Below are 26,738 nucleotides of genomic sequence, written 5' to 3' on the forward strand. Positions count from 1 at the left end.
CCGCGTTAGGACGTAGACTCATTACCGCGTAGCCAGATGCGGATTGCGACGAGTTTGAGGGCGGCAAGGTAATTTTCTGCCAGCTTGTCGTATCGAGTTGCGATCCGGCGGAATTGCTTGGCGTTGTTGAAGAAGCGCTCGACGAGATTGCGCGCCTTGTACAGGAAAGGGCTGAAGCAGATCGGGTCCTTGCGGTTGGCCTTGGGAGGGGTGTTGGCCCATGCCTTTCGCTCCGTGACCGCAGTGCGCAAGACGTTGGCATCGTAGCCCTTGTCGGCGAGCAGCATGGCACCCTCTGGCAAATCCGTGATCAAGTCCGCTGCGGAGGCGATGTCGCTCTTCTGGCCTGCCGTAAGCGTCAGCTTGATCGGCCTGCCTTTAGCGTCCACAAGAGCATGGATTTTGGTTGTTAGCCCGCCCCGGGAACGACCGAGACAATGATCTCGATCCCCCTTTTTGCTGTCGCGCCCTGCTGATGGACACGAACAACGGAGGTGTCAATCATTTGCACCCGGCTGTCATGGGCTTTAGTAATTTCGTCCATGAGGTAGTCCCACACACCAGCTTTCCTCCATCGGACGAAGCGGTTGTAGCAGGTGGTGCGTGGGCCGTATCGCCCGGGCAGGTCTCGCCACGGTGCACCGGAACGAAGCACCCAGAAGATGCCGTTCAACACGCGCCGATCATCGACACGCGGCACGCCTCGGGGCTTGTTGGGCAACAGTGGCTCGATCACGCGCCATTCGAAGTCCGTCAGGTCATATCGGCTCATGAACAGCCTGATCAGATTCCGCCGCAATATGAAAGCCTCAGTCGGAAAACGACCCATTGCGGACACACGCAAGCGACGACAATATCTACCTACAGTCTCAAATGGTGGATACGCATGTTTTGCCTACTGACCAACAAACGGTATCGACGTGTCTGTGACATTCATCGTTAAGTTCAACGAGCACTTGTCAGCTGAACAGGTCTCAAACCTCAAAGGCGTTCTGCTGCTTAGTGGGATTGCCAGAGAGGGGAAGGATGGCTTCACCTTCGATGTTCATCGGGAGCACCGCATCCAGCTGACGGGTCAGAACTTGAATAATTGGGTGGCATGCGGATGGGTGTCGTCATGGGTATCCGAACCGCCGCTGTTGAAGGGTTAGCCTAGTCAGCATTCCACTCATTTCGGTCCGCATTTATGGGTTCACGGCCTAACATTGTGGCTAATTAAACGGCGCGCGATTGTCGAGGCCCGGGAAGGCCGTTAAGAGCCGCGAGCGGACTGTCAGCGTTTAGGCCGAAGTCACGGCAAGCCGACACGCCGCTGGCGTGTGTCCGAAGCTTCGACCCAACGCCTTCAAGTGCCTATGTGTTTGCCCAGACCGAGAACATAAGCCCGACCGTCAGTGCCGTCGCTGCATATAGGGCGGGCAAAACCCGGCGGTTCACGCCCAGGCGGAGCAAGGTGTGACCAAGATGATCTGTGCCGCCGATCCAAGGTTTTCGCCCCTGCAGCAAGCGGCGACTGATTACGAAGACGGCGTCAATCAGCGGCACGGCAATCCACGCCAGGGAAGCGTCAAACCCTCTTTGCGACGCGAGTAGCACGATTGCCGCTCCGAGGAGAAGGCTGCCGCTATCGCCCATGAAAACGCGTGCCGGCGGATAGTTGAAGAATAGAAATCCCAGGCATGCTCCGACGCCCGCCATACCGAGAGCGCCGCCCAGCCCGAGGAAGGCGGCCGCGATTGCGCTCGCGGCAAGACCATCGGCATGGTCAAGCATATTGACGGCGTTGCAAGCGATCCAAATGATGATCGGAACCCACCACAGATGCGTAATGATACCGGCCAAAACAGCTGCGGCGGCCAACGCTGCTGCCTTGGCACCGGCAGAAAGAGATCGGAGGTCATCGAGCGCCCCGATCAAACAGAAGGCTGATAGCAGGAGAGTATGTTCAACGAGGAGCCATGGTGACATCGCGATCAGCATGGCGGGCCCCGCGAGCCGGGGAACCTCGCCTGATGTGTGCCATCGATCTTTCGTGACCTTGGAGACGGCTCCGATACGCCGCGCAAGACGCGCAAACAGCCAGACGCCGGGAACCGCGATGAGCAGGGCCCCGATGAACGGGACCAAGGAGCCAGACGTCAAGCAACCACTCGTTCGGTACGCATGTGCTCTATGCAGTCGAGGACCATCTGCCTCGTGCTTCGCACGGGTCGCCATCCGGTCATGGTTGTTAACAGGCTTGTGTCAGGTACTCGGTCGTATGTTACGGCGAACCGATCACCAAACACCGTGCTGGATGGTTTCATGATAATGGGCGCGGTCGTCGCGGTGGCCTCAATCACCATTCTTGCAAGATTTCCAATCTGAATCGCTTCGCTTCCGCCCAAGTTGACTGGCCGGCCACGCAATGACGGGCACTGCATTGCCAGCAGCAGACCTTCGGCGGCGTCGGCAACGTGCAGGAACGCCCGCCTTTGCTCTCCATCGTCATGGACTACGAGTGGTTCACCACGCAGCGCTGCATCGACGAACACCGGCAGGACGAGGCCGGTCGCCGAGCGCTGGCGCGGTCCGGCCATGTTGAATGGTCGAACGATCCAGGTCGGGATTCCGAATTCAAAAAACAGTCCGGCCACTAAATGTTCGATCGCGGCCTTGGCAGCTGCGTAGCCCCATCTCGGTCGCAGGTCCGTCGTCACCGGATCGGATTCCGTGATTGGCCTGTCCCGGCCGGAGCCGTAGACTTCTGAACTCGACGTGTAAAGCAGCGGACGTCGGTGTACTCTGCACGCCTCCACGATCGCACAGCCTGATTCGAGAATGCGGCTGGTGACGGCAAAACGCTCCATGTGGGCAAGCTGAACGCCGATCGGACTCGCCAGGTGGAAGACTGCATCGGCCAACCCGACCTCATTGTGGACCGCCGCGCCGTATGCCGGATCGCCAACCCTGAAAGTGCGGATCGTCAGCCGGGAATTGCCGGTGGGCAGATTGGGCAGCAGCCCGTTCGAGAGATCGTCGATGACGGTTACGGTGCAATGGCGGGCGAGCAAAAGATCGACAAGCGCCGACCCTACGAAGCCTGCTCCGCCAGTAACCAGCACATGTGTGTGCTGGCCAAATTCGACCAAGTCCGCGCTATGGTTGTCCAAGGTTGCCACGTCCTCCCACGGGAGCGTCATCTATACAGTCGAGGATGGGCAAACAACCACTTTCATATCAAGGCTGGCGAGTTTTCGTCGCCCTCGATATCATCAGCGAACAAACACCCACCCGAAATCCTGCCAGTTCTCCGTCCTTTGGTCACCAGACCATAGCTGATTCTGGCACATCCCCACCAATGTGGAGATTTCCGTCGTTCTGGCCGAAACAAATTGTGGGGGTATCTCCACGTTTCTCGCAATGCAACTTGAACCTCCAACAGCGAGTGCCGCCACTGCATAACTCAGGCCATCGACTCATATCGCGCAATTAGGCTAAGAGGCCAAGGGACTGTTCGGGGGGAGCTTTGAAGTCCGACTATCGCCCAGATATTGACGGGTTGCGCGCTATCGCAGTGGTCGCAGTGGTTTTTTTCCATTTTGACGTGCCCGGTTTTCGGGGCGGCTTTGCTGGCGTTGATGTCTTCCTTGTTATCTCCGGTTACCTGATCACGCGCCTTTTAATGGCTGAAGGCGGCGGACTGTCCCTTGTGGAATTCTACGGCAGACGCATGCGTCGAATATTGCCGGCGATGCTGGTGATGATCTGCTTCTCACTCGTTGCCGGCTGGTTTCTGTTGCTGCCGGGCGACTATGAAGGTCTGGGACGCAGTGCGGCATATTCCACGTTCGGATTGGGAAACTATTATTTCCTTTGGAATACCGGCTATTTCGATCGCGAGGCGGCGCTGCTGCCGCTGCTTCATCTTTGGTCGCTCGGCGTCGAAGAGCAGTTCTATCTCGTATGGCCGCTGTTGCTTCTGGTTGCCAACCGGCTGTCACGCGGCCGCCAGCTCCCCGTCGTCGCGCTGATCTGCATTGTTGCGCTGGTCAGCTTCTCGATCGCCCTCAATCTGGTGGAGGCCGATCCGAAGCAGGCGTTCTATGTTCCCTTCAGCCGAGCCTGGGAGTTGACTATCGGCGGCCTGCTCGTCTTTGCGCCACCGAAAGGCCGCGGGCGTACGTCCAAATGGTTTGAGCTGAGCGGCCTTGGTCTTGTAGTCGCAAGCATCCTTTTTCTCTCGCCGAGCCAACCGTTTCCAGGCGTTTTCGCGCTCGGTCCTGTGATCGGGGCTGCTCTGGTCGTCTGGCCGCGGTCGCAGTCGACGATTTCGGCCGTGCTTGCGAGCGCGCCGTTGCGATCGACGGGCAGAATCTCCTACAGCCTGTATCTCTGGCATTGGCCGATCCTCGTGTTCTTCCGCCATTATATTGGCACCGCAATGCCCTCGGCGGTTGAATCGTGCGTGCTTTTAGCGGTTGCCTGGCTGGTGGCGTATCTGTCCTGGCGGTTCATCGAGGAACCCGTTCGCCGCCTGCGGGCGCCGCCATCCAGCGTGCTTCTCGCTGGTGCCGCCGCGGTGGCAATGGTTTGCCTGAGTGCCAATGCCGTGTTCGAAGCCCGTGGTTTCACCAGCAGGATCTCGAAGCAAGTCGAGGCAATGCGCAGCCTCGATGTGATGTGGGACTGGTCATGCCCGCAGATGGTCAGCATCGCTGAGTTGGGCAGTACCTTTTGCGCGTTCGGTGCGCCTTGGGACAAAGCGGCGCGCCACGCCGTGCTCTGGGGCGACAGCCATGCCGAGCATCTTGCGCCGCTGTTAGACAGCGCAGGTAAAAGAGAAAACACGGCTTTCTTTCTTTACCGCGCCTGTCCGGCAGCCTTTGGAGAAGGTGTCCACCGCGACTTTCCGGATTTGGCCGGATATCGGGAAAGCTGCTCATCGTCGCGAAAGGCCGCGGTCGCCATGCTGAAACAACGCAATGACATCTACCTCGTGGTGCTCTCCGCAGCCTGGACAAGCCTTGCCGACACCAATGTCCTTGCTGACAATGGTGAGAGGCAGACCAGCAAAGTCCTGTTGTTGCGCGATGGCCTGCGTAGCCTCATCCAGGAAGTCGAAAGGGCGGATCGGCGCGTCGCAATCATTGGCCAAGTGCCTGGTCCCGGCCTGGACCTGACTTCATGCGCAGCGATGCTCGAAAGCGGTATGCTAAGGCGTTGTTCGACCGAGATGAATAGCGAGCAAGTCTTCCGGATCTGGTCGCCTATGGTGTCCGCGCTCGCATCGCTCGTTCATGACAATAACGTCGTCTTCGTCGATCCGCTCAAAGGGATGTGTCCAGACAGACACTGCGCAACCTACGTCAATGGCGAGTTCATCTACCGAGATGGTTCGCATATACGCAGAAACCTGAAGCCCGAGACAGACGAAGCCGTCGCGCGAATGATGGGTCTCTATCCGGCCCTGAAAGGCCAGGAGCAAAACCGGTTGTCGGCCGCCAACACCACGCCGTCTCAAACGGCTGGCAAGAGCAATTGAACGGGATGCGAAGCGGCCAGGCTCCGCTCTCGACCACGGCTGGAGTGGCCTGTTCGGAAGACAGCCGCGCGTTGCGGGTTGGAGGACAGTTCGGCAGCCCGTCATGTGCGGCAGCGGCTGGGGACGGTCACCGCACGGACATAGACGGGCTTAGAGCGGTCGCGGTGCTGGCTGTTTTGTTTTTCCACCTGAGATTCGCAGGTTTCTCCGGCGGCTTTGTCGGCGTCGATGTGTTTTTCGTAATCAGCGGCTTTTTGATCACCCGCATTGTGGCCACCGATGTGGAGGCAGGGCGTTTCAGTTTGGCGCATTTCTATTCGCGCCGGGCTCGCCGCCTGCTGCCGGCATTTTTCGCGACATTATCCCTGTCATGCATCGCCGCGTTTCTTCTGCTTACGCCTCAACATCTGGAGACCTTCGCGAAATCGCTGATGGCATCGAGTTACGGCGTTTCGAACATCTTTTTCTGGCGCCAGTCCGGCTACTTTGATCTCGCCGCGCGGATGAAACCGCTCCTTCATACATGGTCACTCAGTGTGGAGTGGCAGTTTTATCTCGTCTGGCCGATGCTGCTTTCAGTTTTGCTTGCCGCATTCCCAGGGCGAATGGTTTGGTCGATCATCACGATTGCCATTCTCAGTTTCTGGCTCATTGTCGCATTCCAGGACGGATCGTTTTGGCCGTTTGCAGGGACCCCGGCGGCGGACTGGATCGCCGAGGGCCGTGCAACCGTGTTTTACAACACGCCATTTCGCGTGTTCGAGTTCGCCTGTGGCGCGGCGCTGGTCTGGCTTCCCAAGCCGCGACCTGTCCTTGTCCACGAGCTGCTCGCCTGGCTGGGCTTGGCCCTCATAGCGTTTGCAGTGTTCTCTTTCGACAGCCGTTCGGGCGCGCCCGCCTGGAACGTGCTTGCCCCTGCCACCGGCGCCGCGATGGTGTTGTCTGCGAACCGTTCGCGATTGGGAGGTTTCGCCTTGCGCAATCGCGCAGTCGGCTATCTTGGTCGCATCAGCTACTCGCTCTACCTCGTTCATTGGCCCCTGATCGTGTTTTGCGAATACGGTTTGCTTCGCCCCCTGCTTCCGACCGAAGCGCTCTTCGTCGGGCTTCTGGCCCTCGTCATGGCCATGTCGATGTTTCATTTCGTCGAGCAGCCTTTTCGCGCTGGCCATGGCTTCCTCCCCTCTTTTGGACTTGCCTTGACTGGCCTGCTCTCATGTTCCGTGGTCAGTTACGCGATGTCGGGCGGAATGCCGTGGCGTCTTCATTCCGTCGCGGGGAACGAACTTGCCAACAGCGCAGCCCTGAAGGCGATCACCGGCTCGTTGGCCTGCTTGGATTTCTGCGAGTTCGGCAACCTTCAAAGTCCAAAGAAGATACTCGTGGTCGGCGATTCGCACATCGACCAATACACGCGGGCGCTTCAAGAACTCGGCGGTCAGGAATTCCACTTCCTGCTGGCCGATGCCGGCAATTGCTATTTCGGAGCAGAGTTCCAGACCAGAACAAACGGCGCGGTCACGCGGCACTGCCGGAATGCTACCGACCAGGCGGCTCGCTGGTTGAAGGCCGGTGACATTCTCGCCATTGTCCAAGCGCAGCGCTGGCCCGGATATCGCACTCTTCTCGAACGGAAAGTGGATGGTGCGCCTGTCGAGATGCCCGACCTGGCAAAACTGTATGCGACCATGCTTGGGGACTTAGCGAAACTCTATGCCGCTTTTCGCGGCCCGGTGATCCTGATCGGACACACGCCGGACGCCAATGTGGTCTGCCATTTGAGACCGACTTACCTTTCCTTGCCCTGCCCGGTTCCCACCCGGGTGGAGAACGTCGCCTTCGACCAGGCATTCATGGCTTTCGCCAGCCATTCCAGCTTTCACCTGCTTGATCCCGGCGAAACCATCTGTTCGGCAAATGGCTGTGATGTGACGGACGGCGCAGGGCATAGCCTCTACCTGGATGAGAACCACTTCTCCATCTACGGGGCACGCCTTGTTGTTCCGAAAGTCATAGAGAGGCTTCGCGACGACTTATCCGTGGCGTCAAGGCAGACGTCGACACAATCGACCAAGCGATGATTGTGCCCAGGAGAGCAAGGCACAGCGCGCTGACTGAGAGCGGAACGGCGACTGCGTAGGTTCGTCCGTTTTGGCGAGGGTCGCTCGAATCCGTGGCCGAAAACAGCACCGCGTCCCGCCGGCGAAAAGTATATTCGCCCGGGCCAACAGCCGGCCATGCGTTCGGCGCCCATTCAACTTGGTGGAGCGGGGTCCCTTCTTCACGCAGGTCTGAAGCCTTCAACAGGGGATCGAGGACAAGGTTGTCAAATTGGAAAAGGCCAGGAAATTGCGAGCGTGGTAGCAGCGTCTCGTACCCGCCTCTTGCGGTAAACATGGTCTCGTTCTCCAGCCGTCCGGTAACAAGCGACGGTGTGATGAGCAATATCGCAATGCAGCCAACCGCAAAGGCCATCACGCCTGCATTAGCTCCAAAAGCAAAGCTGCGATGCTCGCCTTTTTTTGCTGAGGAATGTGTTTCAGTAAATCCCCGCCGCTCGGCAAGCATCCCACCAATTCCCAGCGCGACCGGAAGAAAGAGAGAGGGTGTCAGCAAGAGGTCATGCGATGTCAGCATGACCCCCACGAGTGCGACACCAAGGGCCAGATCGCCGGCGCTGCGGACATACCAGAAAGCGGAAGCGACCAGGCCGATCGGGATCAACCAGCCGATGTGCCCAAAAGCAATTGCGAAAAGGACAAGGGTGTTGTGAGGCGCGAGAGCCTGCGCCACCTCAAGGCCGCGACCGAAGAAGCCGCCTTCTCTGTACGCCAGCAGGCCTCGCTCCAGAAAGAGTGCTCTTGCCGAGATCGAATTTCTCTTGCCCTCGTCCACGAGACGTTCGCCTAGCGCCTGGATCTTGGCAGCGTTTGTGGATTGGCCTGTCGCGGACGAAGGCAGGCCGCTGAACGGAGGCGCAGATGAGGCAGTGGCTCGCGCAGGATCGGCTTGCGGAGGGTCTGATCTGATCGAAGGTTCTGCCGTCGGCTGGTCAATCGTCGCAGCCGAACTTGATTCAGCCAGAGCTTGTTGAGACGACGGCGCAACCGGGTCTAAGGCGGACGACGCAACCTCATCATGTGACGAATCGACAGCATCCGCCGCCTCATCGAGCGCCTTTCCAACCGAGATCATCCCGGCGAAGGAGTTGCCGACGGAAACGCGAAAATAAACATTTGTGGCGAGCGCGACACCGATTGTCCCCAGCAGTATTAATGCGACGGCGAGCGGGCGACCCCAGCCCCTTGGATCGAGCCTTAAACGACGGTGACCCCGAAATTGCTGCCAAATATCAACGGCAAACGGCACCGCCACGGTGCCACAGGCTGCAAGAATGTTCGAGCGGGAAAGCGTGACGAGCAGAGCGGCGCTTACGAGAACAAGGAAAGTGGCACGCCAGTTTGGCGCGACGGCGCGATAGCTCGCCGCGGCGCCAAGAAGCAGGCCAGCGGCTGCCACATTCGGATTGATCGCCAGGCCGGCGGCTCTGCCAAGCGTACTGGTGAAGCCGTTGGCAAAAAGAATGTCGAGGAAGCAGACCACCGCATTGAGCGCCGTCACCGACGCACATAGACGCAGCACCATTGCGGGCGATGAGGCGAGCATGAGGACAATCGCCCCGCCGCCAAGGAAAAGGGTAATCAGGTAACACTTTGCGACGATGCCAAGTGGATGAAGCGCAACCGGGGCAACCGCCATCGCCCCGGCGATCGCGAGCAGGAGGATCGCGCCACGCACGTACCGACGGATTGCAAGAACGGCAATCGAAACAATCAACACGCTGCCGTAGAGGGCATGGAAAACCAGTCTGGCGAACTCGTCCCGGCCCGTAAAGAACGGCAGAAAATAGGGCATGAACCACGACTGATAGATAACTATGGCAAATGCACACAGCCCGGCGGCGACACATGGCAGGATGCTGCGCGGCGTAGGCGCCGAATTCACCGGGCCTTGGAAGTGAGCAATCCCGCTCATTCACTTGCCCGCGAGGTAGAGGGTTTCATAAGCGTCCACCATAGCCCTTAAGGAGTAGCGTTCGCGCATCGCCCGCTGACGAAATTTTCGGTCCACTGTCTGCTCGGGCAACCGCTCGAGAACGGCAAGCAGTCCGCGGGCCAGATCGGCAGGGTCACGAGGCTTCACCAGCACACAACCCGGCATGCCCGAAACTGCCTCCGGATTTCCACCGACATTGGTGGCCACCACTGGGAGGCCTGCGGTGAGTTTTTCCATCAGGGCGTTGCAAAAGCCTTCCTCGTGGGAGGCGATCACGCCGATGTCCATGCCGGCAAGCAGGCCTGGTACGTCGTCCTGAGCCCCGAGCAGCCGAACTGTCGATCCGACGCCAAGCCGCTGGGCTTGCTCCATCAGCGCCTGCCCAATGCCTCGATCTTGTCCGGCGATGAACAACCTCAGCTCCGGCCGACTTTGGCTTGCGCTTGCGAAAGCGTCGATAAGATCTTTGTGTCCCTTATAGGGAATAAGATTGGCGACGATGACGACCCCGACATCGTCAGGTTCAAGACCAAGGCTGCGCCTGATCTCATCACGGCGATGGCTGATACCATCGAAACGGCTCAGATCGAGACCATTGGCAATCACGCGCACGCGGGCGAGATCATAGCCATCCCGGGCCGCCATGTCGGCCGCGACCGCATGCGAGTTAGCGACCACCACATGTGAAAACCGATTGGCGACTCGATCCATGCGCTTCAGCCGCGGCCATCGCTCCTGGTGGTTGCCGAGACCGCGCCTGGAGGTGATGACGAGTGGGGCCAGCGCAAACCGACCTGCCAACGCGCCCAGAAAGTTGGTCAATGGCAAAAAGGCGTGAACCACGCGTGGCCGGGTCAAAATGATGCGACCAACGAGCAAAGTGATCGCGGCGCCGAGCACCAGCATTGCCTTGACGCTCGGCCGCGTCTTGGGGGCAACGCTCGATTTTTCTTCCGCCCCCGCCGCTGTCAGTGATGCGGGCAAGGGATTGGGGCGATGAAGCCCGTAGGATATTCGGATACCGGCACGATTCAGCGTTTCCGCAAGAACACCGCCCGACGAGAGGGCAAAGACCTCGACCTGCCAGCCCCGCGCCTTCAACTCCTTGGCAAGCAGCACCAGTTGGCTTTCCGTGCCTCCGAGATCGAGCGTCCCGATAATGAAGAGCACGTTGCGACGGGTCCTTCTCAGGCGCGCGGTGGAAGGCGCGGCAACGCGCTGTCGGCTTTCAGCACTAGTCAACGCAAGGTCTTCTCGCAGCGTCGCTCACCCCTCCGCCTGTTCTCGCCCGTTCCCGCTTCCACATAGCGTCCAGAGCCGGCAAGAAGAAGTCGTATTGCGCATACAATCCACAAAAGGTCACGAGCCGGCAAGATCAACTCCAGCCTGCCGCGCAGCAGACGGGCTGCGTCCTTCACGATGCCGCAGCATCATCCCGAACGTGGCAAGCACCATTCCGGTTGCCAGGAGGGCGAGTGGCGGTGCCCATTTGAGCCGCTCGAACTTTGCCTCGTATGCACGCACGCCGTCGAAGTCCTCTATGGTGCCAGCCGGTTGCCAAGCCCCACCATAAGCCGTCTTCAGCAGGGGCAACATCGGCGCGAATTGCGCGTAGTAGGTGTCGATGATTGACGGCTCCCTCTGCACGTCCTCAAGCGAGCGAGGAACAAAGACACCGTAGTCGGAATCCAGAATATTGCCGTTCGACACTACCACGGTGTGTTGGGGAACACTGTAGATCGTCGCCTCGATGCCTTGATCGGCAAGGATGGAATAGACGATTTTGGACACCTGGGAACAGAACCCATACCCCCGGGCAAGCCCTTTGCGGGGCGTTACAAACTCATAATTTTGCAGCGTTTCGCGATATTGCGGCCGGAAGCTGAGCATCCAGAGCAGGTAGTTGTCAAAAACGCTGATGCGCGTGTAGGACGTGTCGGTCGCCGCCCAGCTGTCGCCTTCCGTCCAATAATGCACCATTCCACCCGCGACAGCCTTTGTCAGGCGCTCGAGATAGGCCTGCATGGGTTCGTCCGTAGCGCGGTAGAGGTCATCGACATCCACCACCTTCTGCTGGAATCCCAGCGGCCCTTCGGTTGCCTCGGCAGGTGGTGCCGGGTAAGCGCTGATCAATCCGAGCGGATAGGCCGAGACAAACAGCAGGAAAGCCGCCCCAACCCCTGCCGAGAAGAAGCCGAATGAGCACAGCAATGCAGCAGTTAAGCTTGGCCGCAACTTTTGATACCGAATCTCAAAGGCATCATTCATGGTCGAAGACTATCACCTCGTCGCGGCCGTGGCTTCTAGTCCACTGCGAGGAAATTTGTGGACGGACCACCTTCGGCGCTTCTGTGATAAATTGCCAATCGACGTCGGTTGTGGCTTGTCGTGGCCCGCTGGACGTGTGCATTGGGCCCTCTGAATACGGACATCGATTTGGCGTTGAGCGGAAAACGAGACTCGGGCAGCACTTTCGACACAATGCGGCGCTTGTGGCGGCAGGTATCGCAGCGGCGGCAAAGGCAGTTTTTCGGCCTCCTTGTCCTGATGGTGTTCGGTGCTCTGGCGGAAGCGGCCACGCTTGGTGCCTTGCTGCCGTTTCTTGCGCGCATCGCCAATCCTGAGACGGTTGGCGGACAGTCGTTTCTGGCGCGTCAGCTTGCAGGCTTTCGGCTGACCGGCTCTTCTGACAGCCTGCTCGGGCTCACGGTTTTGTTTTCCGTAGTGGCCATCGTGGCCGGTGCCGTGCGTATACTCCTCACCTGGGCCACGAATTCATACGTCTTCTCGCTGGGACATGAGGTGGGCGTGACCGTCTATGACCGAGTGCTGCGCCAGCCCTACAACTACCACGTTTCGCGCAACTCCAGTTCGGTGTTGGCGGCGCTACGACAGGTACAAGCAATCACCGCTGGCGTGATGCTGCCACTGTTGCAATCAATCAGCGGCATAATCATCGGTGTCTTCGTCGTCGCAGCGCTTTTCATACTAAGTTCGATCATCACCTTCGTTATCTTCGCGGGCTTTGGTGCGGTGTATCTCGCCATGTCGCTTGTGATCCGAAAACACCTCAAGCAGAATGCGCGGATCATCGCTAGCGCGCAGGCCGAAGGCATTCGTTCTGTACAGGAGGGGCTGGGCGGTATCCGCGATGTCATTATCAACGACACACAGCCATATTTTCTTTCCCGCTACAGCGAACTCGACCTGCGCCTGCAACGCGCCAACGCAACGAACGCGCTTGCAGCCAGCGCTCCGCGTTTCGCGATTGAAGCCGCGGGTATGGTGATCATCGCGGCCCTCGCCTATTTCCTCATCATCCGATCCAACAATGCCGGCGAGGTACTGCCAATACTTGGAACATTCGTGCTGGGAGCCCAGCGTCTGCTGCCATCGATGCAGCTTGTATACGGCAATTGGGCGTTGATACTCAGCAATCTTGCCGGCGCCGAAGTTGTGCTCCAGGCGCTGGAAGCACCACTTGGCCCCGAATGGAACGAGCCTCCAGCCAGGCGCCTGCCATTCGAACAAGCGATCATACTCAAGGACGTGTCGTTTCGTTACGCCTCCGACCAGCCGCCGATACTCGAAGGCTTCAATCTCAAAATCCCGAAGGGGACCAAGGTCGGCTTCGTAGGCAAGACCGGCAGCGGCAAGAGCACGACGGTCGATCTGATCATGGGTTTGCTGGAACCGACCAGCGGAGCGATCGAGATCGACGGGCAGACGTTGGACGGCGCTACGCGACGTGCCTGGCAAAGACAGATCGCACATGTGCCACAAAGCATATTCCTGGCGGATGCGTCCATCGCAGACAATATCGCCTTCGGCATCGACCCTGCCAGGACCGACCACGAGCGCGTCCGCAGCGCGGCGCAGCAGGCCGCGTTGGCGGACTTCATAGAAAGCTTGCCGCAGGGCTACGAGACGCGTGTTGGCGAGCGCGGCGTCCGCCTGTCGGGAGGTCAACGCCAGCGAATAGGCATCGCGAGGGCTTTGTACAAACAGGCATCTGTGCTCGTCTTCGACGAGGCGACGAGCGCTCTCGACATGGAGACCGAGGCGGCAGTCATGGAGGCGATCCGAGAACTGCCCACCGATCTGACAATATTGATCATCGCACACCGTCTCACGACAGTTGAAAGTTGCGACGAGATCGTAACCCTTGAACACCGCCAGCCGCATATCTCGACGACAACCGGCGGACAGATCGCTTGAATGCATCGCGTGGACGGGTTCGGCAACGTGCCTGATCGGGCTGGCGCCGCCGGTGCAGCAAGGCCGCCACGTCAGTTCGGTTTGGATTGCACCTTGCCAGGGTTCTGGAAGAGAAATTCCGTGCAGGCTTCACCGGTGGATATCCTGACGATTTCGAAATCGAACCGTTGCTTCAAGAAGTCGATCACGGCCTGGTCGTCGGCGAACTCCATTGGCCACCCTCCCAGCCAGTCGCGGACGTCGGTCATGTAACTCATGCCGCGACCTTTTTTCTTCTCGCGAATCTGCTTCAGGAGCATTGGCAGCCGAAGTGGATTTCTGCCAAGGCCGAAACGCCAGATGTACCAGCATTCGATCCATCGCCTTTGACGAGGGTTGGCGGCATTGTACCGACGTTTTACATTGAGCCAGAATTGCGCGGAAGGCGTTACGACATTCGACGAATAGAGAGCGATGAAGAAAAGGCCGCCAGGCCCTACCCTTCGTGCAGCATTCTCAATTGCTTGCCACATGGCGCCAGTGTGATGGAGCACGCCCCATGAATAGACCAAGCTCCAAGTGCCCAGCGCCTCAAGATAGTCGGCATCGAGAACGTCACCTCGTTCGACGGCCCAGTTCGGCGGGTCCCCGGCCAATTTGCGAAGCCTGCCGGTGGTACTTACCGAAAGCGGATCAAAGTCGAAGGAATGTATCCGATCCGCCTTTGCGTCGAAGGCGGCAAGCGAGTGTAGCCCGCTGCCGCTGCCGATATCGAGAAAATCCATTCCTTCCAGGCTCTGCTTGCCGAGGAAGGACAGAAGCTTGTCGGCCGCCACCTGCCGACGTTCAGTCGAGTAGTGTTTGTCGACGAACGACGCCCAATTGGCTCCGAACTCGTACCGATTCGACGATGGGTTGCCTGTGAATGTCATCCTGCGGCTCGGTCTCCCCCTTCGATGATGCCCATCATGTCAGCTGTAACTTTCTGAATATCATAGCGCTGTTCGGCAATCGATCGGCTGTTCTTGCCCATGGATACGGCTTCGTCGGGGTTGTCTATCAAGCGGATCATGGCTTCAGCCAACGATGTGGTGGCACCAACCGGAACCAGCAGCCCGTTGACCCCGGGCACGATTGGCGCCCGGCAACCCGGCGCATCCGTTGTGATCACCGGGCGCCCCATCGCCATGGCCTCCAGAACCGATCGCGACGTCCCCTCGCGATACGACGGAAGCACGAAGATACGCGTATCCGCGATGATGTGACGGACGTCCTCGACCGGTCCGTGATAACGGATGGCTCCGCCGGCGACTGCCTCCTCAACCTCCGATAATGGAAACCCCGAGGGGTTTGGATCCATATCTCCGACGAGGTGGAAACGGGCGTCAGGTCTGACAGCCCTAACCAGCGTCGCCGCACCCAGATATTCGGCGAGGCCTTTGTCACGCAGCAGGCGTGCAATCATCAGAAATCGCGGCTGATCGGGTAGTGGCGCGACTTTGAATCGGTCTAGATCGACTCCCGAGCCGTTGACGACATTAGCTTGGGTCCGCCCGAGCAGCCCAAGGCGACGGAAGTCGTTGCGGTCATCGTCGTTCTGGAAGGTGACCGTGGTGGCAACCCGAAGGCTTGCGGCATAGAGGAGCCGAGCCACTGCGTTTACCATCCTCCAGCGTGGTGACTTGTGCCGGTCCGTGAAGGCGTAGCCGAGGCCGGTGACAAGTGCGTGCCGTCGCTGGATCCCGGCAAGCAACGCAGCCGGGATGCCGTAGACGATCGGCTTGATTGCACAGGTCAACACCACCTGAGGCTTGAGTTTTCTTAGCCGGTTGTGGAGACGAAAAGCCAACACCGTATCGCCGAACGGAGCAATCCCGGCTCGTTCCATTGGCAATGGATGAAAGTGGACGCCGTTCTCGGCCAGCCAACGGATGGTCATGGCGTCGACCGGCGCCATGGCATGAACTTCGTACCCGGAATCGCGCAGCGCAAGAAGCAAGTGTCCCCTGGTGCTTGCGAGGGACGTTGGTTCGCTGACGATGACGACGATTCGTTTCATGCAGTCATTTCTTGGGGTGATTGCTCGCGACCCATCCGACCCTTGTAGATTTTTGACACGCAAAACCCAATCATGGCGCATGTTATCCACAACATCGAGCAGATGCTTCGCCAAAAGTGTCTCAGAGTTGCTTTCGAGCGGAGACTTGCCCCTTGGCAACAGCGTGTCGTTGAATTGACGTAACGCCTACCATACAAGGACGTCGAACGCATTGCTGTTATCGGCCTGGGATGGCACGCCTCGGTGAACCATCTTGTCTATGCGTCATCGAGCTCGATCTACGGCCGCAGCACGCGCATGCCGTTTGCGTGGCCCGATTCGGCTGACCATTCGCTCAGCCTCTACGCCGCCATCAAGAAGGCAAACGAGCTGATGGCCTATACATACAGCCATCAGTTTGCACTGCCCACGACAGGATTACGCTTCTCCACCGTCTATGGTCCGTGGGGACGGCCAGACATGGCCCTGCTCATCTTCGCTGAGGCCATCGTCGCTGGCGAGCCGATCGACTTCTTCAACCATGGCAACATGCAGCGCGATTTCACTTATGTCGGCGATATTGTCGAAGGCATCGTCCGCGCCATGCGTCAGCCCGCGACACCCAACCCGCAGTGGGAAAGCGTCGCCGGATCCAGCGATCAGCAACGCGCCGTTCAGAATCCACAATATCGACGGCAGTTCGCCAGTTCAGCTGAACGGCTCATCGCGGTGCTGGAGAACGCGCTCCGACTAAAGGCGAACCGCAATCCCATGCCGCTGCAGCCGGGTGACGTGCCGGCAACTTTCGTCGATGTCAGTTCGCTCGAGGAGGCGACGGGATCCAGGCCGGATTCCAATAGAGGTCGGAGTTCTCCGCTTTGCGAATGGTATCGGGAGTACTATCGGGTATGATCCGCAGAGGCGGTGCCACGCAAAAAGGACGACAGGTGGGCGACAAATGAACGCGCGCTATGATTTCGGCCGCAACTGGTCCGAGCTTGCCGCGCGTTTCGAGGCCGAACATCTGGACCGGGCGTGTGAGGATCTTGGTCGACTGGCGGGTGACCTCAACGGCATGACTTTTCTGGACATCGGCTGCGGCTCGGGGCTGCATTCAGCGGCCGCACTCCGGCTCGGCGCGGCGAAAGTCACAGCACTCGATTATGACGCGGATTGCGTGGAGACGACCAGGGCCGTCCTGTCCCGGTTTGCACCCGATGCCGATTGGACCGTTGAGCGGGCCGATATCCTTGACAGATCCTCGCTGCCCACCGGCACGTTCGATGTCGTCTATTCATGGGGGGTCCTCCACCATACCGGAGATATGTGGACAGCGATCGCCAATGCGGCTGGCTTGGTCGGCCGCTCTGGGCGACTGGGTATTGCGATCTATCTTAAGACGCCGCTGTGCGGACTATGGACGGTCGAAAAGAGGTTCTACGCCTCGCATCGATGGGTACGGCCGCCGATCAAGGCGGTCTTTGTCTCGGCTTATATGGTCGCAAGGACCCTGCGCCACCGGGACCCGATATCGTTTGTAAGGAACTACCGCGCGCGCCGAGGCATGGAATTTCTGGCGGATGTCGACGACTGGCTTGGCGGCTATCCCTATCAATCCGCGTTAGCCAGCGAGTTGGAGCGGATTGTGGAAAATCTTGGGTTTCGCACGGATCGGCGTTTCAATGTGCTGCCGGGAGTTGGCCTTTTCGGCACCGGCTGTGGTGAATGGTGTTTCGAGCGGATAGATTTATAGCCACGGGCTTCTTCCCAGTCTGGTGACGCGCGGATAACTTGGGCAAGCCGATATGGAGCTGTAACGGCGGATGTGCGGTATCGTCGGCATTGTGGGTGGAGCGGCTGCGACGAGCGGCGGCGGCCATACTGTGCGTCGGATGGCCGACCACATCCGACATCGTGGACCCGACGGCGACGGGGTCTGGAGCGACGCCGAGGCGGGCGTCGCGCTCAGCCAGCGCCGCCTTGCCATCATCGACCTGTCCTCGGCTGGCGCCCAGCCAATGATCTCTCACACAGGCCGCTATGTCATTGTCTTCAATGGCGAGGTCTACAATCACGGCGAGATGCGGGCGCACCTTGACCAGCAATTTGGTGTACACGCGTGGCGTGGACATTCCGATACCGAGGTCCTCCTGGTCGCCATCGAAGAGCTAGGGACCAAAAAAGCACTCGAACTGGCCGCCGGTATGTTTGCTTTTGGCGTCTGGGACCGGCGTGAAAGAACTCTGGTTCTCGGTCGCGATCGCGTGGGTGAAAAGCCGCTCTACTACGGCCGTGTCGGCAAGGCCTTCGCGTTTGCCTCGGAACTCAGCGCCTTTCAACCTCTGCCGGACTGGCGCCCGGAGATAGACCGCAATGCGTTGGCGCTGATGATGCGCCACAACTACATCCCCGCGCCCTACAGCATCTATCAGAGCATACGGAAACTGAGACCCGGCCACTTACTCGTCCTCTCCGATCCTATGAATGAGCCGCGCGTCGAAAATTACTGGCGCGCCAGCGACGTCGCAGCGCAAGGCCGGCGCGAGCCTTTCCTGGGCAGCTCTGAAGAGGTGGTCGACGAGGTCGAGCGTCATCTGCGCCGCTCACTTGAAGGGCAGATGATCGCCGACGTGCCGCTTGGCGCCTTCCTATCTGGCGGCATCGATTCTTCCGCGGTCGTGGCAGTCATGCAGTCGATCAGTGCGCGGCCGGTGCGCACCTTCACAATCGGCTTCGAGGACGTCGGCTACAACGAGGCGCACCATGCCAAGCAAGTGGCGCGCCATCTCGGCACCGATCATACAGAGCTCTATCTCAACCAGCGCGACGCGCTCGACGTGGTGCCGCAACTGTCGGGCATCTATAGCGAGCCTTTCTCTGACTCCTCGCAAATCCCGACTTTCCTCGTCTCGAAACTGGCACGTGGCAGCGTTACCGTGGCGTTGTCGGGTGACGGCGGCGACGAGTTGTTCTCAGGCTACAACCGCTACGCGCTCGCCGATGCGTTCTGGAACAAGTTGTCCCGAATTCCGGTCGGTCTGCGCCGCGCGTCTGCTAGCCTGGCGACATTGCCGTCGGCCGGCCTCTACAACAACCTCGCGGGCGGGATCATGCCGCTCCTCCCGCAACGCCTGCGCCGCGAACGCGTCGGCGACATGATCCACAAAGCCGCGTCTGTGCTTTCGCTGCGGACCATGGACGATGTCTACCGTCGCCTGTGCTCGCACTGGGACCCGACCGAGATCATCTCGGATGCGGTCGAGCCGCCAACAATGCTGACCGGCCTGGAACCGTTGCCGGATTTGCCCGGTAGCGTCGAGCGGATGATGTACATCGATCTTATGAGCTATCTACCCGACGACATACTGGTGAAGGTCGATCGCGCCGCCATGGCCGTCAGTCTTGAAACACGTGTACCGTTTCTCGACCATCGACTCATAAGCTTCGTGCTGTCGCTACCGCTCTCAATTCTGCGCGCCGGCGGCCAGACCAAGTGGCCTCTGCGACAGCTGCTTTACAGGCATCTTCCAAAAGAGCTTGTCGAACGCCCCAAGATGGGCTTCGGCGTGCCCATTGATTCCTGGTTGCGCGGCGCTTTGCGCGAATGGGCCGAGGAGTTGCTCGACGAGCGCCGGCTGCGCGAAGACGGATTCTTCCGGCCTGAAGCGATCCGGCGTGCCTGGTTCGAACACCTCTCCGGGCACCAAAACAACCAATATCTACTCTGGGACGTGTTGATGTTCCAGTCCTGGCGGGGAGCGACCAAGGGATTTTCAAACGCGATCGCAGCGTGATGGGTGGTGAGCCCGGGCGGTTTAGTCTTTGCGGTGCCCTCTCATGCCGTCGGAAGGGACGAGACGTTCGGCACTATCAGACGCGAAAGCGAGCAGCTATACGGGAGGGAGAGGCGAACCGACGTGCGCCAGGGTCGTTCGAACCGACCCTCAGGCGACCTGGAAGCCAACGAAGCAAAGGCATTGAACCCTGTTTAAATCGCTCCGTCGCCATTTCACGACTGACCAGGTCAACCAGTATTTCTCGATCGCCTGCTTCTTTTCGCCGCCGGTATTCGGTTCGGTGGTGAGCTTCGTCTTCCATGGCGGCGCGCTCTGGTCATTGGCGCTGCTGGCGGCCGGCCGGCGGCGCCTTAACATTGATCGGCCTATGCTTGCCATGACCACTGCCATCTATGCCTATTGCGCCGCCCAGATCCTGGCGTCGATCGTAAACGGGACGCTGCGGGCCGATGCCACTCATTTCTTGCCCCTGATGACCTTGCTGTTGTTCCCGATTTCCTATTCGACGTGGAGCATCATGGACAAGGAGAGCCTCGCACGCACTGCCGTTCGTGCCAGCGCCGCAGCATGTGTTGGGGCACTGGTGCTGGCCATCGTCCAATACCACTGGATTGGGATGCTGAGACCCGAAGGTGGGGCCGGAAACCCCATCGTGTTTGCCACGGTCACCTGCCTGGCCGTGATGATGTGTCTTACAGGTGCTCTGTCTGGGGTCGAGAAAGCGTGGAAGCCGCTCACGGCCGCCGCGCTTGCCGGTGTGGTGGCGACACTCTACTCGGGCTCGCGCATGGTCTGGGTGGCCTTGCTCATCGCGCTGGTAGCGGTGCTTGTGACCCATCGCGAAAGGGTCTTCCGATCAGACATGAAGCAGTTGCTGGTGATTGCCGGAGCATCGACATTGATCATCACGGCAATTACGTCTCCGATTGTCGCCGATCGCACACATGTCCTGTTCGAGGACTGGAATGCCCTCGCCGTCAACGGCGATTATACCACGCCGCTCGGGTTGCGGGTCGGGTTGTGGGACGTCGGGCTCGATGCCTTTCGCCAAGCGCCCGTTTTTGGTCACGGAATGGCCGCCGGCCGGATGCTTTCAAGGCAGGGGTTCAAACAGCGCTTTGGCGCCACCGAAGGCTTCAACCACTTTCACAACGGCTTCCTTACGGCTTTGGTGCAGGCCGGACTCGCAGGTGCGCTGACATTGGCTGCAATATTCGTCGTGACGATCCGGAATGCGACAAGAGTCCTGCGCATCAGTGCTGATCCGCTGGAACGTTTTGGCGCCACCATAATGGTGGTCACCGTCATAATATACGTTGCTGGAGGGATGACAGGCATCCTTGTCGGCCATGATATTCTCGACTCGACGCTGATGGTCTTGTTGGTTTCCGGAACATACTTGGCTTGCGGACAGACAATTTCGCCCAAGGGTCAGTCAACGAATCAAGCGTCTGCTTTTAGGGGGCGCGAAAAGGGAGCGAATCTCCCGCCCCACCATTTTTGATCGACGGAGAAAAAAGGTGCATCACGCCCAACACCGAAATATCTCGTGCCTGCGAGTGGTGAGAGCAGAAGCGCTCTCCCGCTAAGGATCTGCAATTTGGGCGAGCAATGGGCGACGGTGGCACCAGACGCGTGACCGCGATTTCGGGGCGTATCGAATGCTGAACGGCAGCTAATAGGCCCCAGAGGTTCTCGAAGAGATCGGCAAGAAGCCACAGGCAAAGACCTGCGCGGCTATCGTCGGCATCACGGATGAAGGCGCCGAGATCATGGAAGAATACAAGGGCGCGCCTGCACTAGATGCCGGCCTTCTAGCTGTTGCCCAAGCCCTCGAGCATTACGAGATTTCGCGCTTTTGCACGATGAACACATGGGCTTCCGAACTTGGCCGCGACGAAGCTGTGTCGCTCCTCAATCTGGCACTTGGAAAAAGGCCACCGACGAGACTCTGACGCCGAGTCCACCGTTCTCTCAGGAGCCCTGGCGATCAATGCCGGGCTCCTTGCCCCAAGCTCTCGCTGCATTGGTGCGAAACCTTGCGCGGAGACGATATGGGAGTTCTCGAAAACACTTTTCGGGCTTGGTGAGAAAAAAGCCTGACGCGGCGCAGCGGCGACATGACGGAGGCGACCGGCGCCCGCCCGGCTATTGCCGTGCATTACAAAACGCCCAGACGTCCGGCTCTAAGGGGCTTAATCAAACGCTAGCGAAAAATTAATGATCCGAGGCAGTAACATGCCCGGCGGTTGTGTAGCTTCAGCCTGGCGGCTTGCTACAAATACGCGCGCGCAGTGCCCGTCGTCGTCAGAAGGATCGTGCACCCCCCGGACGCGTCGTCGATAAGCTGAGGATCGGAAGTTAATGACTCGCGGATTACGACGAGGAGTTCTGATAAGCATGTTTCAATTTCGCGCTTTTTCCCGCAAATTCGAGAGCGTAAGGAATTGAATCAGTCGTTGATTAATCAGGCGTTTTCGCCGGCCTGTCACGCCGGAGGTCGCGGGTTCGAGCCCCGTCACTCGCGCCATTTCTCCTCAGGAGAAATGTGACATAATCGTCTAGAATCATGGTCTTGCGAGGCAATTCAGATCCGGTCGGATCTGAACTCGATCTCTCCCGCAACGACCTCACCCCTCGGCCAGCAGCGCCTCGACCTCATGCAGCGTCGGCATGGATGGCGCCGTACCCGGCCGCGTCACCGAAATGCCGGCGACGGCGCAGGCGAAGCGGACGGCTTGCAGCGGCTCCACGCCTTTGGCGAGTGCGGCGGCCAGGCCGCCATTGAAGGCATCGCCCGCGCCGGTGGTTTCGACCACTGCGCCGGCATTGACCACCGGAACATGGTTGGACCGACCGGCCGTGTGCAGCAGCGCGCCTTTTTCGCCGAGCGTGATGATGACCGAGCCGACACCTTTTTTGAGCAGGCTGTCGGCGGCGCGGCGGGCGTCGTCGATCGAAGAAACTTTGATGCCGGTCAGTTCCTCGGCCTCGGTTTCGTTGGGGGTCACATAGTCGCACAGCGTGTAGATGCGGTCCGGCAACTTGGCAGCGGGCGCCGGATTGAGGATGGTGGTCACCCCTGCCCCGCGCGCGATCTCGAGTGCGCGCAGTGCCGCGTCGATCGGCTGTTCGAGCTGGGTGACGAAGACGCCGGCTCCACGGATCAGGCCGGCATTGGCCTCGATGTCTTCAGACGAGATCAGCATCGCCGCACCCGGGCTGACGATGATGGCGTTGTTGCCGGTCGTCTCCTCGATGAAGATGTAGGCCGCGCCGGTATAGCTTTGCGGCGTGTCGATGACGGCGGATTTCACGCCCGCCTCTGCCCAGGTCGCCTTGGCCATGTCGGCGAAAGCATCGACGCCAAGCCGGGTCAGGAAAGTGATGTCGGCGCCGAGCTTGCCTGCCGCCACTGCCTGGTTCGAGCCCTTGCCGCCAGGTCCCAGCTTGAAGGAATTACCAAGAATGGTCTCGCCCATGCGCGGCTGTCGATCGGCCCGGTAAGCGGTGTCGGCGACGAAAACGCCCAGAATGACGACAGGCTTGCCCGACGCCATGGCCCTACTCGGCGTCCGGCGGCACGACGCCCTTGCGAAAGGCGAAGCAGCCATAGAAGCGGCGCTCCCCGGTCTGGATGACGCAATAGGCTTTCTTGGCGCGCTCGTAGAAGGCATAGCGCTCGACCGAGATCATCGGCCATGCCTTGCCCTCGGCCTTGTCGATCTCCTTTTGCACCTCTTTTTGCACCGGCGGAATCTCGTCCGGCTTGCCGACAATCTCCATGCGCGCGGCCGCGTCGTCGACGAAAGTGTCGAGCGGATAGAGCGACAGCACCGCCTTGGCGACATCGGCCGCCGGCGCCTCGATGCGCAGCAGCTTGCCGAGCACGGTCTGCTTTGCCACCGAATCGGCGGGGAAATTGGTGTCGGCGATGATCAGATCGTCGCCGTGTCCCATTGCCCTGAGCGCTTGGAGCACATCGGCATTGAGCAATGGGTTGATCCCTTTGAGCATGGCAGTCCTCGTCAAACAGTTTGGTCAAAGTCGATTGGAAATCAGAGCCGGTTGCCGGTCTCGGCGTCGAAGAGATGGACCTGGTCGAGGCGCGGCTTGAGATTGAGCGTGTCGCCGGGCTTGAAGTCGTGGCGCTCGCGAAACAGCGCCACCATCTCGCCGCTGTCGCCGAAGCGCACGAAGACCAGCGTTTCGGAACCCGTGGGTTCGACCACCGAGATCTTTGCCGGCACGCCGTCGGGATGGATTTCGAGATGCTCGGGCCGCACGCCATAGACCACGGCCTGGCCCTCCTTGGCGGCGCTGCCGGCCGCGACCGGGAACAGCGTGCCTGCTATCTCGACCTTGTCGCCCTTGCGCACCACGCCTTTGAGCAGGTTCATCGACGGCGAGCCGATGAAGCCGGCGACAAACAGATTGGCCGGCCGGTCGAACAATTCCAATGGCGCGCCGACCTGCTCGATACGGCCATCGCGCATGACGACGATCTTGTCGGCCATGGTCATGGCCTCGATCTGGTCGTGGGTGACGTAGATGGTGGTGGTCTTCAGCCGCTGGTGCAGTTCCTTGATCTCGGTGCGCATTTGCACGCGCAGCTTGGCGTCGAGATTGGAGAGCGGCTCGTCGAACAGGAAGACTTGCGGATTGCGCACGATGGCGCGGCCCATGGCGACGCGCTGGCGCTGGCCGCCGGATAGCTGGCGCGGATAACGTTTCAGGTACGGATTGAGGTCGAGAATGTCGGCGGCGCGCTTGACCCGCTCGGCGACCACGGCTGGATCGGTCTTGCGCAGCTTCAGCGCAAACGCCATGTTCTGCTCCACCGTCTTGTGCGGATAGAGCGCGTAGTTCTGGAACACCATGGCGATGTCGCGCTTGGCCGGCGGCAGATTGTTGACGATGCGCTCGCCAATGGCGATCGTGCCGCCGGAGACGGTCTCCAGCCCGGCCACCATCCTGAGCAGCGTGGACTTGCCGCAGCCCGACGGGCCGACCAACACCACGAACTGGCCATCGGCGATATCGACGCTGACCTCGTGCAGGACCTTGACGGTTCCGAACGCCTTGGCCACATTGCTGATCGCGACTTGAGCCATCGTCCCCCCTTTTCTCGCGGTGAAGCTAGCCATTGCCAACGGCAAGGGCAAGTCGGTATGTTATCGATAAAAAGCCAATCGTGTTGACAAGGTAATCGATTACGCAAATATTAGCTGTTGCCAATCCGGCAGTCGGATTTTTATCCGAAAATCGGAGCTCCAGGCGACGCAGGGTGGGGTCCCACGTCCCCGTATGATAAAGGAGAACCGCCGACGTTTCGGCGTCGGAGGGATTGGCATTTTAATTCACGACTGTTGTTCTGGGAGGAATAGATGAGAGTCGGTCTGTACGAAAAACTCGTCCGCGCGGGTGCCACCCGGCGTGACATACTCAAAGGCGCGGCCTCGATGGCCGCGATCGCCGCCGCATCGGGCGCTGGGCTCGGCGCTTTCACCCGCCCGGCTGAAGCCGCCAGCGAGCTACGCTCCAAAATTCTGCAGATCCCCGGCGTCGGCAAGGGTCAGCCGACGGATGCCGATTTCCAGAAGGTCGGCGAACTCTGCCTGGAAGCCACCAAGGCCAACGTCAAGGAAGGCGAATTCGCCGGCGTCGAGCTCACCTTCATGGGCCTCAACAACCAGAACCTGCACAATGTGCTGTTCCGCGGCTTCCTGAAGCCGTGGGAGGCCTATACCGGCGCCAAGATCAGCTGGATCGACCTGGCGCAGGCCGACTACAATGCCCGCCTGCAGCAGTCGATCGCCACCGGCACCGTCGACTTCGACATCATCGAGATGGGCGCGCCCTTCGAAGGCGATGTCTGCGGCAAGGGCCTGACGTCCGAGATGCCCGACTGGGTCAAAGAGCAGATCGACATGAAGGATGTCGTGGCCTATCTGCAGCCGCCGGTCGGCACCTGGGACGGCAAGCAGTACCGGATCACCGTCGATGGCGATGCGCACAACTTCAATTACCGCACCGACGTTTTTGCCGATGCCGACCTCGCCAAGGCGTGGAAGGACGGCGGCGCGGCCACCGAATGGGGTGTGCCGAAGACCTGGCAGGAAGTCCAGGCCGTCACAAAATTCCTCAAGGGCAAGAAGTTCAAGGACCAGGACGTCTTCGGCTATCTCGATGCGCCCAAGGCCTGGGGCGGTTTCGGCTTCTACTTCCTCGGCAGCCGCGCCACCGCCTATGCCAAGCATCCCGACGACAAGGCCTGGCTGTTCGATGCCGACACGATGAAGCCGCGCATCAACAATCCGGCCTGGGTGCGCGCCATCCAGGACGTCATCGACGCGCTGCCGTCGGAGCCCGCCGACCAGATCAACGCCGACCCGAACACGACAGCCTTCCAGCAGTTCCTGGCCGGCACCGGTTCGATGGTCACCTGGTGGGGCGACGTCGGCTCCAACGTCAAGACCAACGATAGCTCGGTCATCGGCGACGTCACCGGCTTCTCGATCCTGCCGGGGTCCGACGACGTCTACAATGCCAAGACCGGCGCTTGGGACAAACTCGCCAGCGGCCCGAACTATGCGCCGAACTGCGCCTATCTCGGCTGGGGCGTCTACGTCATGGCCCGCGTCGATACGGACGAAAAGAAGAAAAAAGCGGCATGGTCGGCCGCCGCTCATCTCGGCGGCAAGGACCTGTCGATCTGGACGGCGATGTATCCGTCCGGCTTCCAGCCCTACCGCAACTCGCATTTCGACATTCCCGAATGGGTGGCGGCAGGCTACGACGAGGCGTTCATCACCTCGTATCTGAAGTCGGAAGCCGACAGCTACAACCATCCGAACGCGGCGATCGAGCCGCGCATCCCCGGCATCTTCCAGTACTATTCGGCTGCCGAGGACATTCTGGCCAACACATTCGCTGGCAAGATGAAGGCGCAGGAAGGCGCCGACGCCATTGCCGCGGCCTGGGAGAAGCTGACCGACCAGATCGGCCGCGAAAACCAGATCAAGCTCTACAAGGCCTCGCTCGGCGTGTAGGCTGATCCTATCGTGACAACAGGTTCGGCGGTGCAAGCCGCCGGACCTGACCGGCTCGGGCCGGTCGCAGGCTT

The 26,738-nt window shown here is 59.9% G+C and carries 20 protein-coding genes; 9 read left to right on the forward strand and 11 right to left on the reverse strand.

Translation table 11 applies throughout. The features are described from left to right. Positions 1-5: 5 nt before the first annotated feature. The 3 genes from NKH54_RS18435 to NKH54_RS18445 all read right to left on the reverse strand — a co-directional run bounded on the left by NKH54_RS18435 (position 6) and on the right by NKH54_RS18445 (position 3,152). Positions 6-772, reverse strand: a protein-coding gene (locus NKH54_RS18435) for an IS5 family transposase (RefSeq protein ID WP_502907546.1) whose coding sequence is annotated in 2 segments (ribosomal slippage) — positions 6-460 and positions 460-772 — 768 coding nt in all. Because the reading frame shifts where the segments join, the coding sequence is not laid out codon by codon here. Positions 773-1,353: 581 nt separating this feature from the next. Next, the gene (locus NKH54_RS18440; protein ID WP_353028690.1) at positions 1,354-1,980 is read right to left on the reverse strand and encodes an MraY family glycosyltransferase; all 627 of its coding nucleotides are present in this window, start codon (positions 1,978-1,980) and stop codon (positions 1,354-1,356) included. Positions 1,981-2,138: 158 nt separating this feature from the next. Then, positions 2,139-3,152 carry an NAD-dependent epimerase/dehydratase family protein gene (locus NKH54_RS18445; protein ID WP_196813567.1) on the reverse strand — a complete coding sequence of 338 codons (1,014 nt, stop codon included), beginning with the start codon at positions 3,150-3,152 and terminating at the stop codon, positions 2,139-2,141. A 356-nt stretch (positions 3,153-3,508) separates the two neighbouring features. Here NKH54_RS18445 and NKH54_RS18450 point away from each other — a divergent pair, with 356 nt between their 5' ends. Together NKH54_RS18450 and NKH54_RS18455 are read left to right on the forward strand one after the other, a co-directional pair. Then, positions 3,509-5,524 carry an acyltransferase family protein gene (locus NKH54_RS18450; protein ID WP_352758921.1) on the forward strand — a complete coding sequence of 672 codons (2,016 nt, stop codon included), beginning with the start codon at positions 3,509-3,511 and terminating at the stop codon, positions 5,522-5,524. Positions 5,525-5,529: 5 nt separating this feature from the next. Beyond that, a complete protein-coding gene (locus tag NKH54_RS18455) occupies positions 5,530-7,605 on the forward strand; it encodes an acyltransferase family protein (RefSeq protein ID WP_353028730.1) in 2,076 nt (691 codons plus the stop codon). Here the strand turns inward: NKH54_RS18455 and NKH54_RS18460 are convergent. From NKH54_RS18460 to NKH54_RS18470, 3 genes are all read right to left on the reverse strand, one after another. Further along, positions 7,535-9,559: a hypothetical protein gene (locus NKH54_RS18460; protein ID WP_353028691.1), complete on the reverse strand. Its 2,025-nt coding sequence runs from the start codon at positions 9,557-9,559 to the stop codon at positions 7,535-7,537. The genes NKH54_RS18455 and NKH54_RS18460 overlap by 71 nt on opposite strands. Further along, positions 9,560-10,750: a glycosyltransferase gene (locus NKH54_RS18465; protein WP_050590321.1), complete on the reverse strand. Its 1,191-nt coding sequence runs from the start codon at positions 10,748-10,750 to the stop codon at positions 9,560-9,562. 189 nt (positions 10,751-10,939) lie between these two features. Beyond that, the gene (locus tag NKH54_RS18470) at positions 10,940-11,848 is read right to left on the reverse strand and encodes a hypothetical protein (protein ID WP_353028692.1); all 909 of its coding nucleotides are present in this window, start codon (positions 11,846-11,848) and stop codon (positions 10,940-10,942) included. A gap of 141 nt (positions 11,849-11,989) precedes the next feature. Here NKH54_RS18470 and NKH54_RS18475 point away from each other — a divergent pair, with 141 nt between their 5' ends. Continuing rightward, a complete protein-coding gene (locus NKH54_RS18475) occupies positions 11,990-13,798 on the forward strand; it encodes an ABC transporter ATP-binding protein (protein ID WP_245264034.1) in 1,809 nt (602 codons plus the stop codon). Positions 13,799-13,869: 71 nt separating this feature from the next. Here the strand turns inward: NKH54_RS18475 and NKH54_RS18480 are convergent, their stop codons facing one another. After that, complete coding sequence (locus tag NKH54_RS18480) at positions 13,870-14,709, reverse strand: class I SAM-dependent methyltransferase (RefSeq protein ID WP_023713500.1); 840 nt, start codon at positions 14,707-14,709, stop codon at positions 13,870-13,872. Then, complete coding sequence (locus tag NKH54_RS18485; protein WP_023713501.1) at positions 14,706-15,836, reverse strand: glycosyltransferase family 4 protein; 1,131 nt, start codon at positions 15,834-15,836, stop codon at positions 14,706-14,708. Before NKH54_RS18485 ends, NKH54_RS18480 begins: the two co-directional genes overlap by 4 nt. Positions 15,837-16,079: 243 nt before the next feature. On the opposite strand from NKH54_RS18485, the gene NKH54_RS18490 reads away from it, so the two are divergent. From NKH54_RS18490 to NKH54_RS18510, 5 genes are all read left to right on the forward strand, one after another. Beyond that, positions 16,080-16,727 (forward strand): NAD-dependent epimerase/dehydratase family protein, encoded by a 648-nt coding sequence (locus NKH54_RS18490; protein ID WP_353028693.1) that lies wholly within the window; start codon positions 16,080-16,082, stop codon positions 16,725-16,727. 46 nt (positions 16,728-16,773) lie between these two features. Beyond that, a complete protein-coding gene (locus NKH54_RS18495) occupies positions 16,774-17,568 on the forward strand; it encodes a class I SAM-dependent methyltransferase (protein ID WP_023713502.1) in 795 nt (264 codons plus the stop codon). Positions 17,569-17,638: 70 nt separating this feature from the next. Further along, positions 17,639-19,609, forward strand: a complete 1,971-nt coding sequence (asnB, locus tag NKH54_RS18500; protein ID WP_023713503.1) for an asparagine synthase (glutamine-hydrolyzing) — start codon at positions 17,639-17,641, stop codon at positions 19,607-19,609. A gap of 286 nt (positions 19,610-19,895) precedes the next feature. Beyond that, positions 19,896-21,116, forward strand: coding sequence for an O-antigen ligase family protein (locus NKH54_RS18505; RefSeq protein WP_245260010.1), 1,221 nt, complete (start codon positions 19,896-19,898; stop codon positions 21,114-21,116). Between the two features lie 244 nt (positions 21,117-21,360). Further along, the gene (locus NKH54_RS18510; RefSeq protein WP_502882182.1) at positions 21,361-21,567 is read left to right on the forward strand and encodes a DUF892 family protein; all 207 of its coding nucleotides are present in this window, start codon (positions 21,361-21,363) and stop codon (positions 21,565-21,567) included. Between the two features lie 675 nt (positions 21,568-22,242). Here NKH54_RS18510 and rbsK read toward each other — a convergent pair. The 3 genes from rbsK to NKH54_RS18525 are packed head-to-tail and all read right to left on the reverse strand — an operon-like array spanning position 22,243 to position 24,726. Beyond that, on the reverse strand, positions 22,243-23,172 hold the full coding sequence (rbsK, locus tag NKH54_RS18515) for a ribokinase (protein WP_353028694.1): 930 nt from the start codon (positions 23,170-23,172) through the stop codon (positions 22,243-22,245). A 4-nt stretch (positions 23,173-23,176) separates the two neighbouring features. Further along, positions 23,177-23,629 (reverse strand): RbsD/FucU family protein, encoded by a 453-nt coding sequence (locus tag NKH54_RS18520; RefSeq protein WP_353028695.1) that lies wholly within the window; start codon positions 23,627-23,629, stop codon positions 23,177-23,179. Between the two features lie 41 nt (positions 23,630-23,670). After that, on the reverse strand, positions 23,671-24,726 hold the full coding sequence (locus NKH54_RS18525; RefSeq protein WP_023689461.1) for an ABC transporter ATP-binding protein: 1,056 nt from the start codon (positions 24,724-24,726) through the stop codon (positions 23,671-23,673). 273 nt (positions 24,727-24,999) lie between these two features. Here NKH54_RS18525 and NKH54_RS18530 point away from each other — a divergent pair, with 273 nt between their 5' ends. Then, positions 25,000-26,664: an ABC transporter substrate-binding protein gene (locus NKH54_RS18530; protein ID WP_023669429.1), complete on the forward strand. Its 1,665-nt coding sequence runs from the start codon at positions 25,000-25,002 to the stop codon at positions 26,662-26,664. The last annotated feature ends 74 nt before the right edge of the window (positions 26,665-26,738 follow it).

Source organism: Mesorhizobium sp. M1004 (assembly GCF_040318795.1).
Lineage (GTDB): Bacteria > Pseudomonadota > Alphaproteobacteria > Rhizobiales > Rhizobiaceae > Mesorhizobium.

Bases quoted from the DNA above. Each gene is read 5' to 3' on its own strand.
- NKH54_RS18440 (WP_353028690.1), bottom strand. From the start codon at position 1,980: ATGCTGATCGCGATGTCACCATGGCTCCTCGTTGAACATACTCTCCTG.
- NKH54_RS18455 (WP_353028730.1), top strand. From the start codon at position 5,530: ATGCGAAGCGGCCAGGCTCCGCTCTCGACCACGGCTGGAGTGGCCTGT.
- NKH54_RS18460 (WP_353028691.1), bottom strand. From the start codon at position 9,559: ATGAGCGGGATTGCTCACTTCCAAGGCCCGGTGAATTCGGCGCCTACG.
- NKH54_RS18470 (WP_353028692.1), bottom strand. From the start codon at position 11,848: ATGAATGATGCCTTTGAGATTCGGTATCAAAAGTTGCGGCCAAGCTTA.
- NKH54_RS18480 (WP_023713500.1), bottom strand. From the start codon at position 14,709: ATGACATTCACAGGCAACCCATCGTCGAATCGGTACGAGTTCGGAGCC.
- NKH54_RS18485 (WP_023713501.1), bottom strand. From the start codon at position 15,836: ATGAAACGAATCGTCGTCATCGTCAGCGAACCAACGTCCCTCGCAAGC.
- NKH54_RS18495 (WP_023713502.1), top strand. From the start codon at position 16,774: ATGAACGCGCGCTATGATTTCGGCCGCAACTGGTCCGAGCTTGCCGCG.
- asnB (WP_023713503.1), top strand. From the start codon at position 17,639: ATGTGCGGTATCGTCGGCATTGTGGGTGGAGCGGCTGCGACGAGCGGC.
- rbsK (WP_353028694.1), bottom strand. From the start codon at position 23,172: ATGGCGTCGGGCAAGCCTGTCGTCATTCTGGGCGTTTTCGTCGCCGAC.
- NKH54_RS18520 (WP_353028695.1), bottom strand. From the start codon at position 23,629: ATGCTCAAAGGGATCAACCCATTGCTCAATGCCGATGTGCTCCAAGCG.
- NKH54_RS18525 (WP_023689461.1), bottom strand. From the start codon at position 24,726: ATGGCTCAAGTCGCGATCAGCAATGTGGCCAAGGCGTTCGGAACCGTC.
- NKH54_RS18530 (WP_023669429.1), top strand. From the start codon at position 25,000: ATGAGAGTCGGTCTGTACGAAAAACTCGTCCGCGCGGGTGCCACCCGG.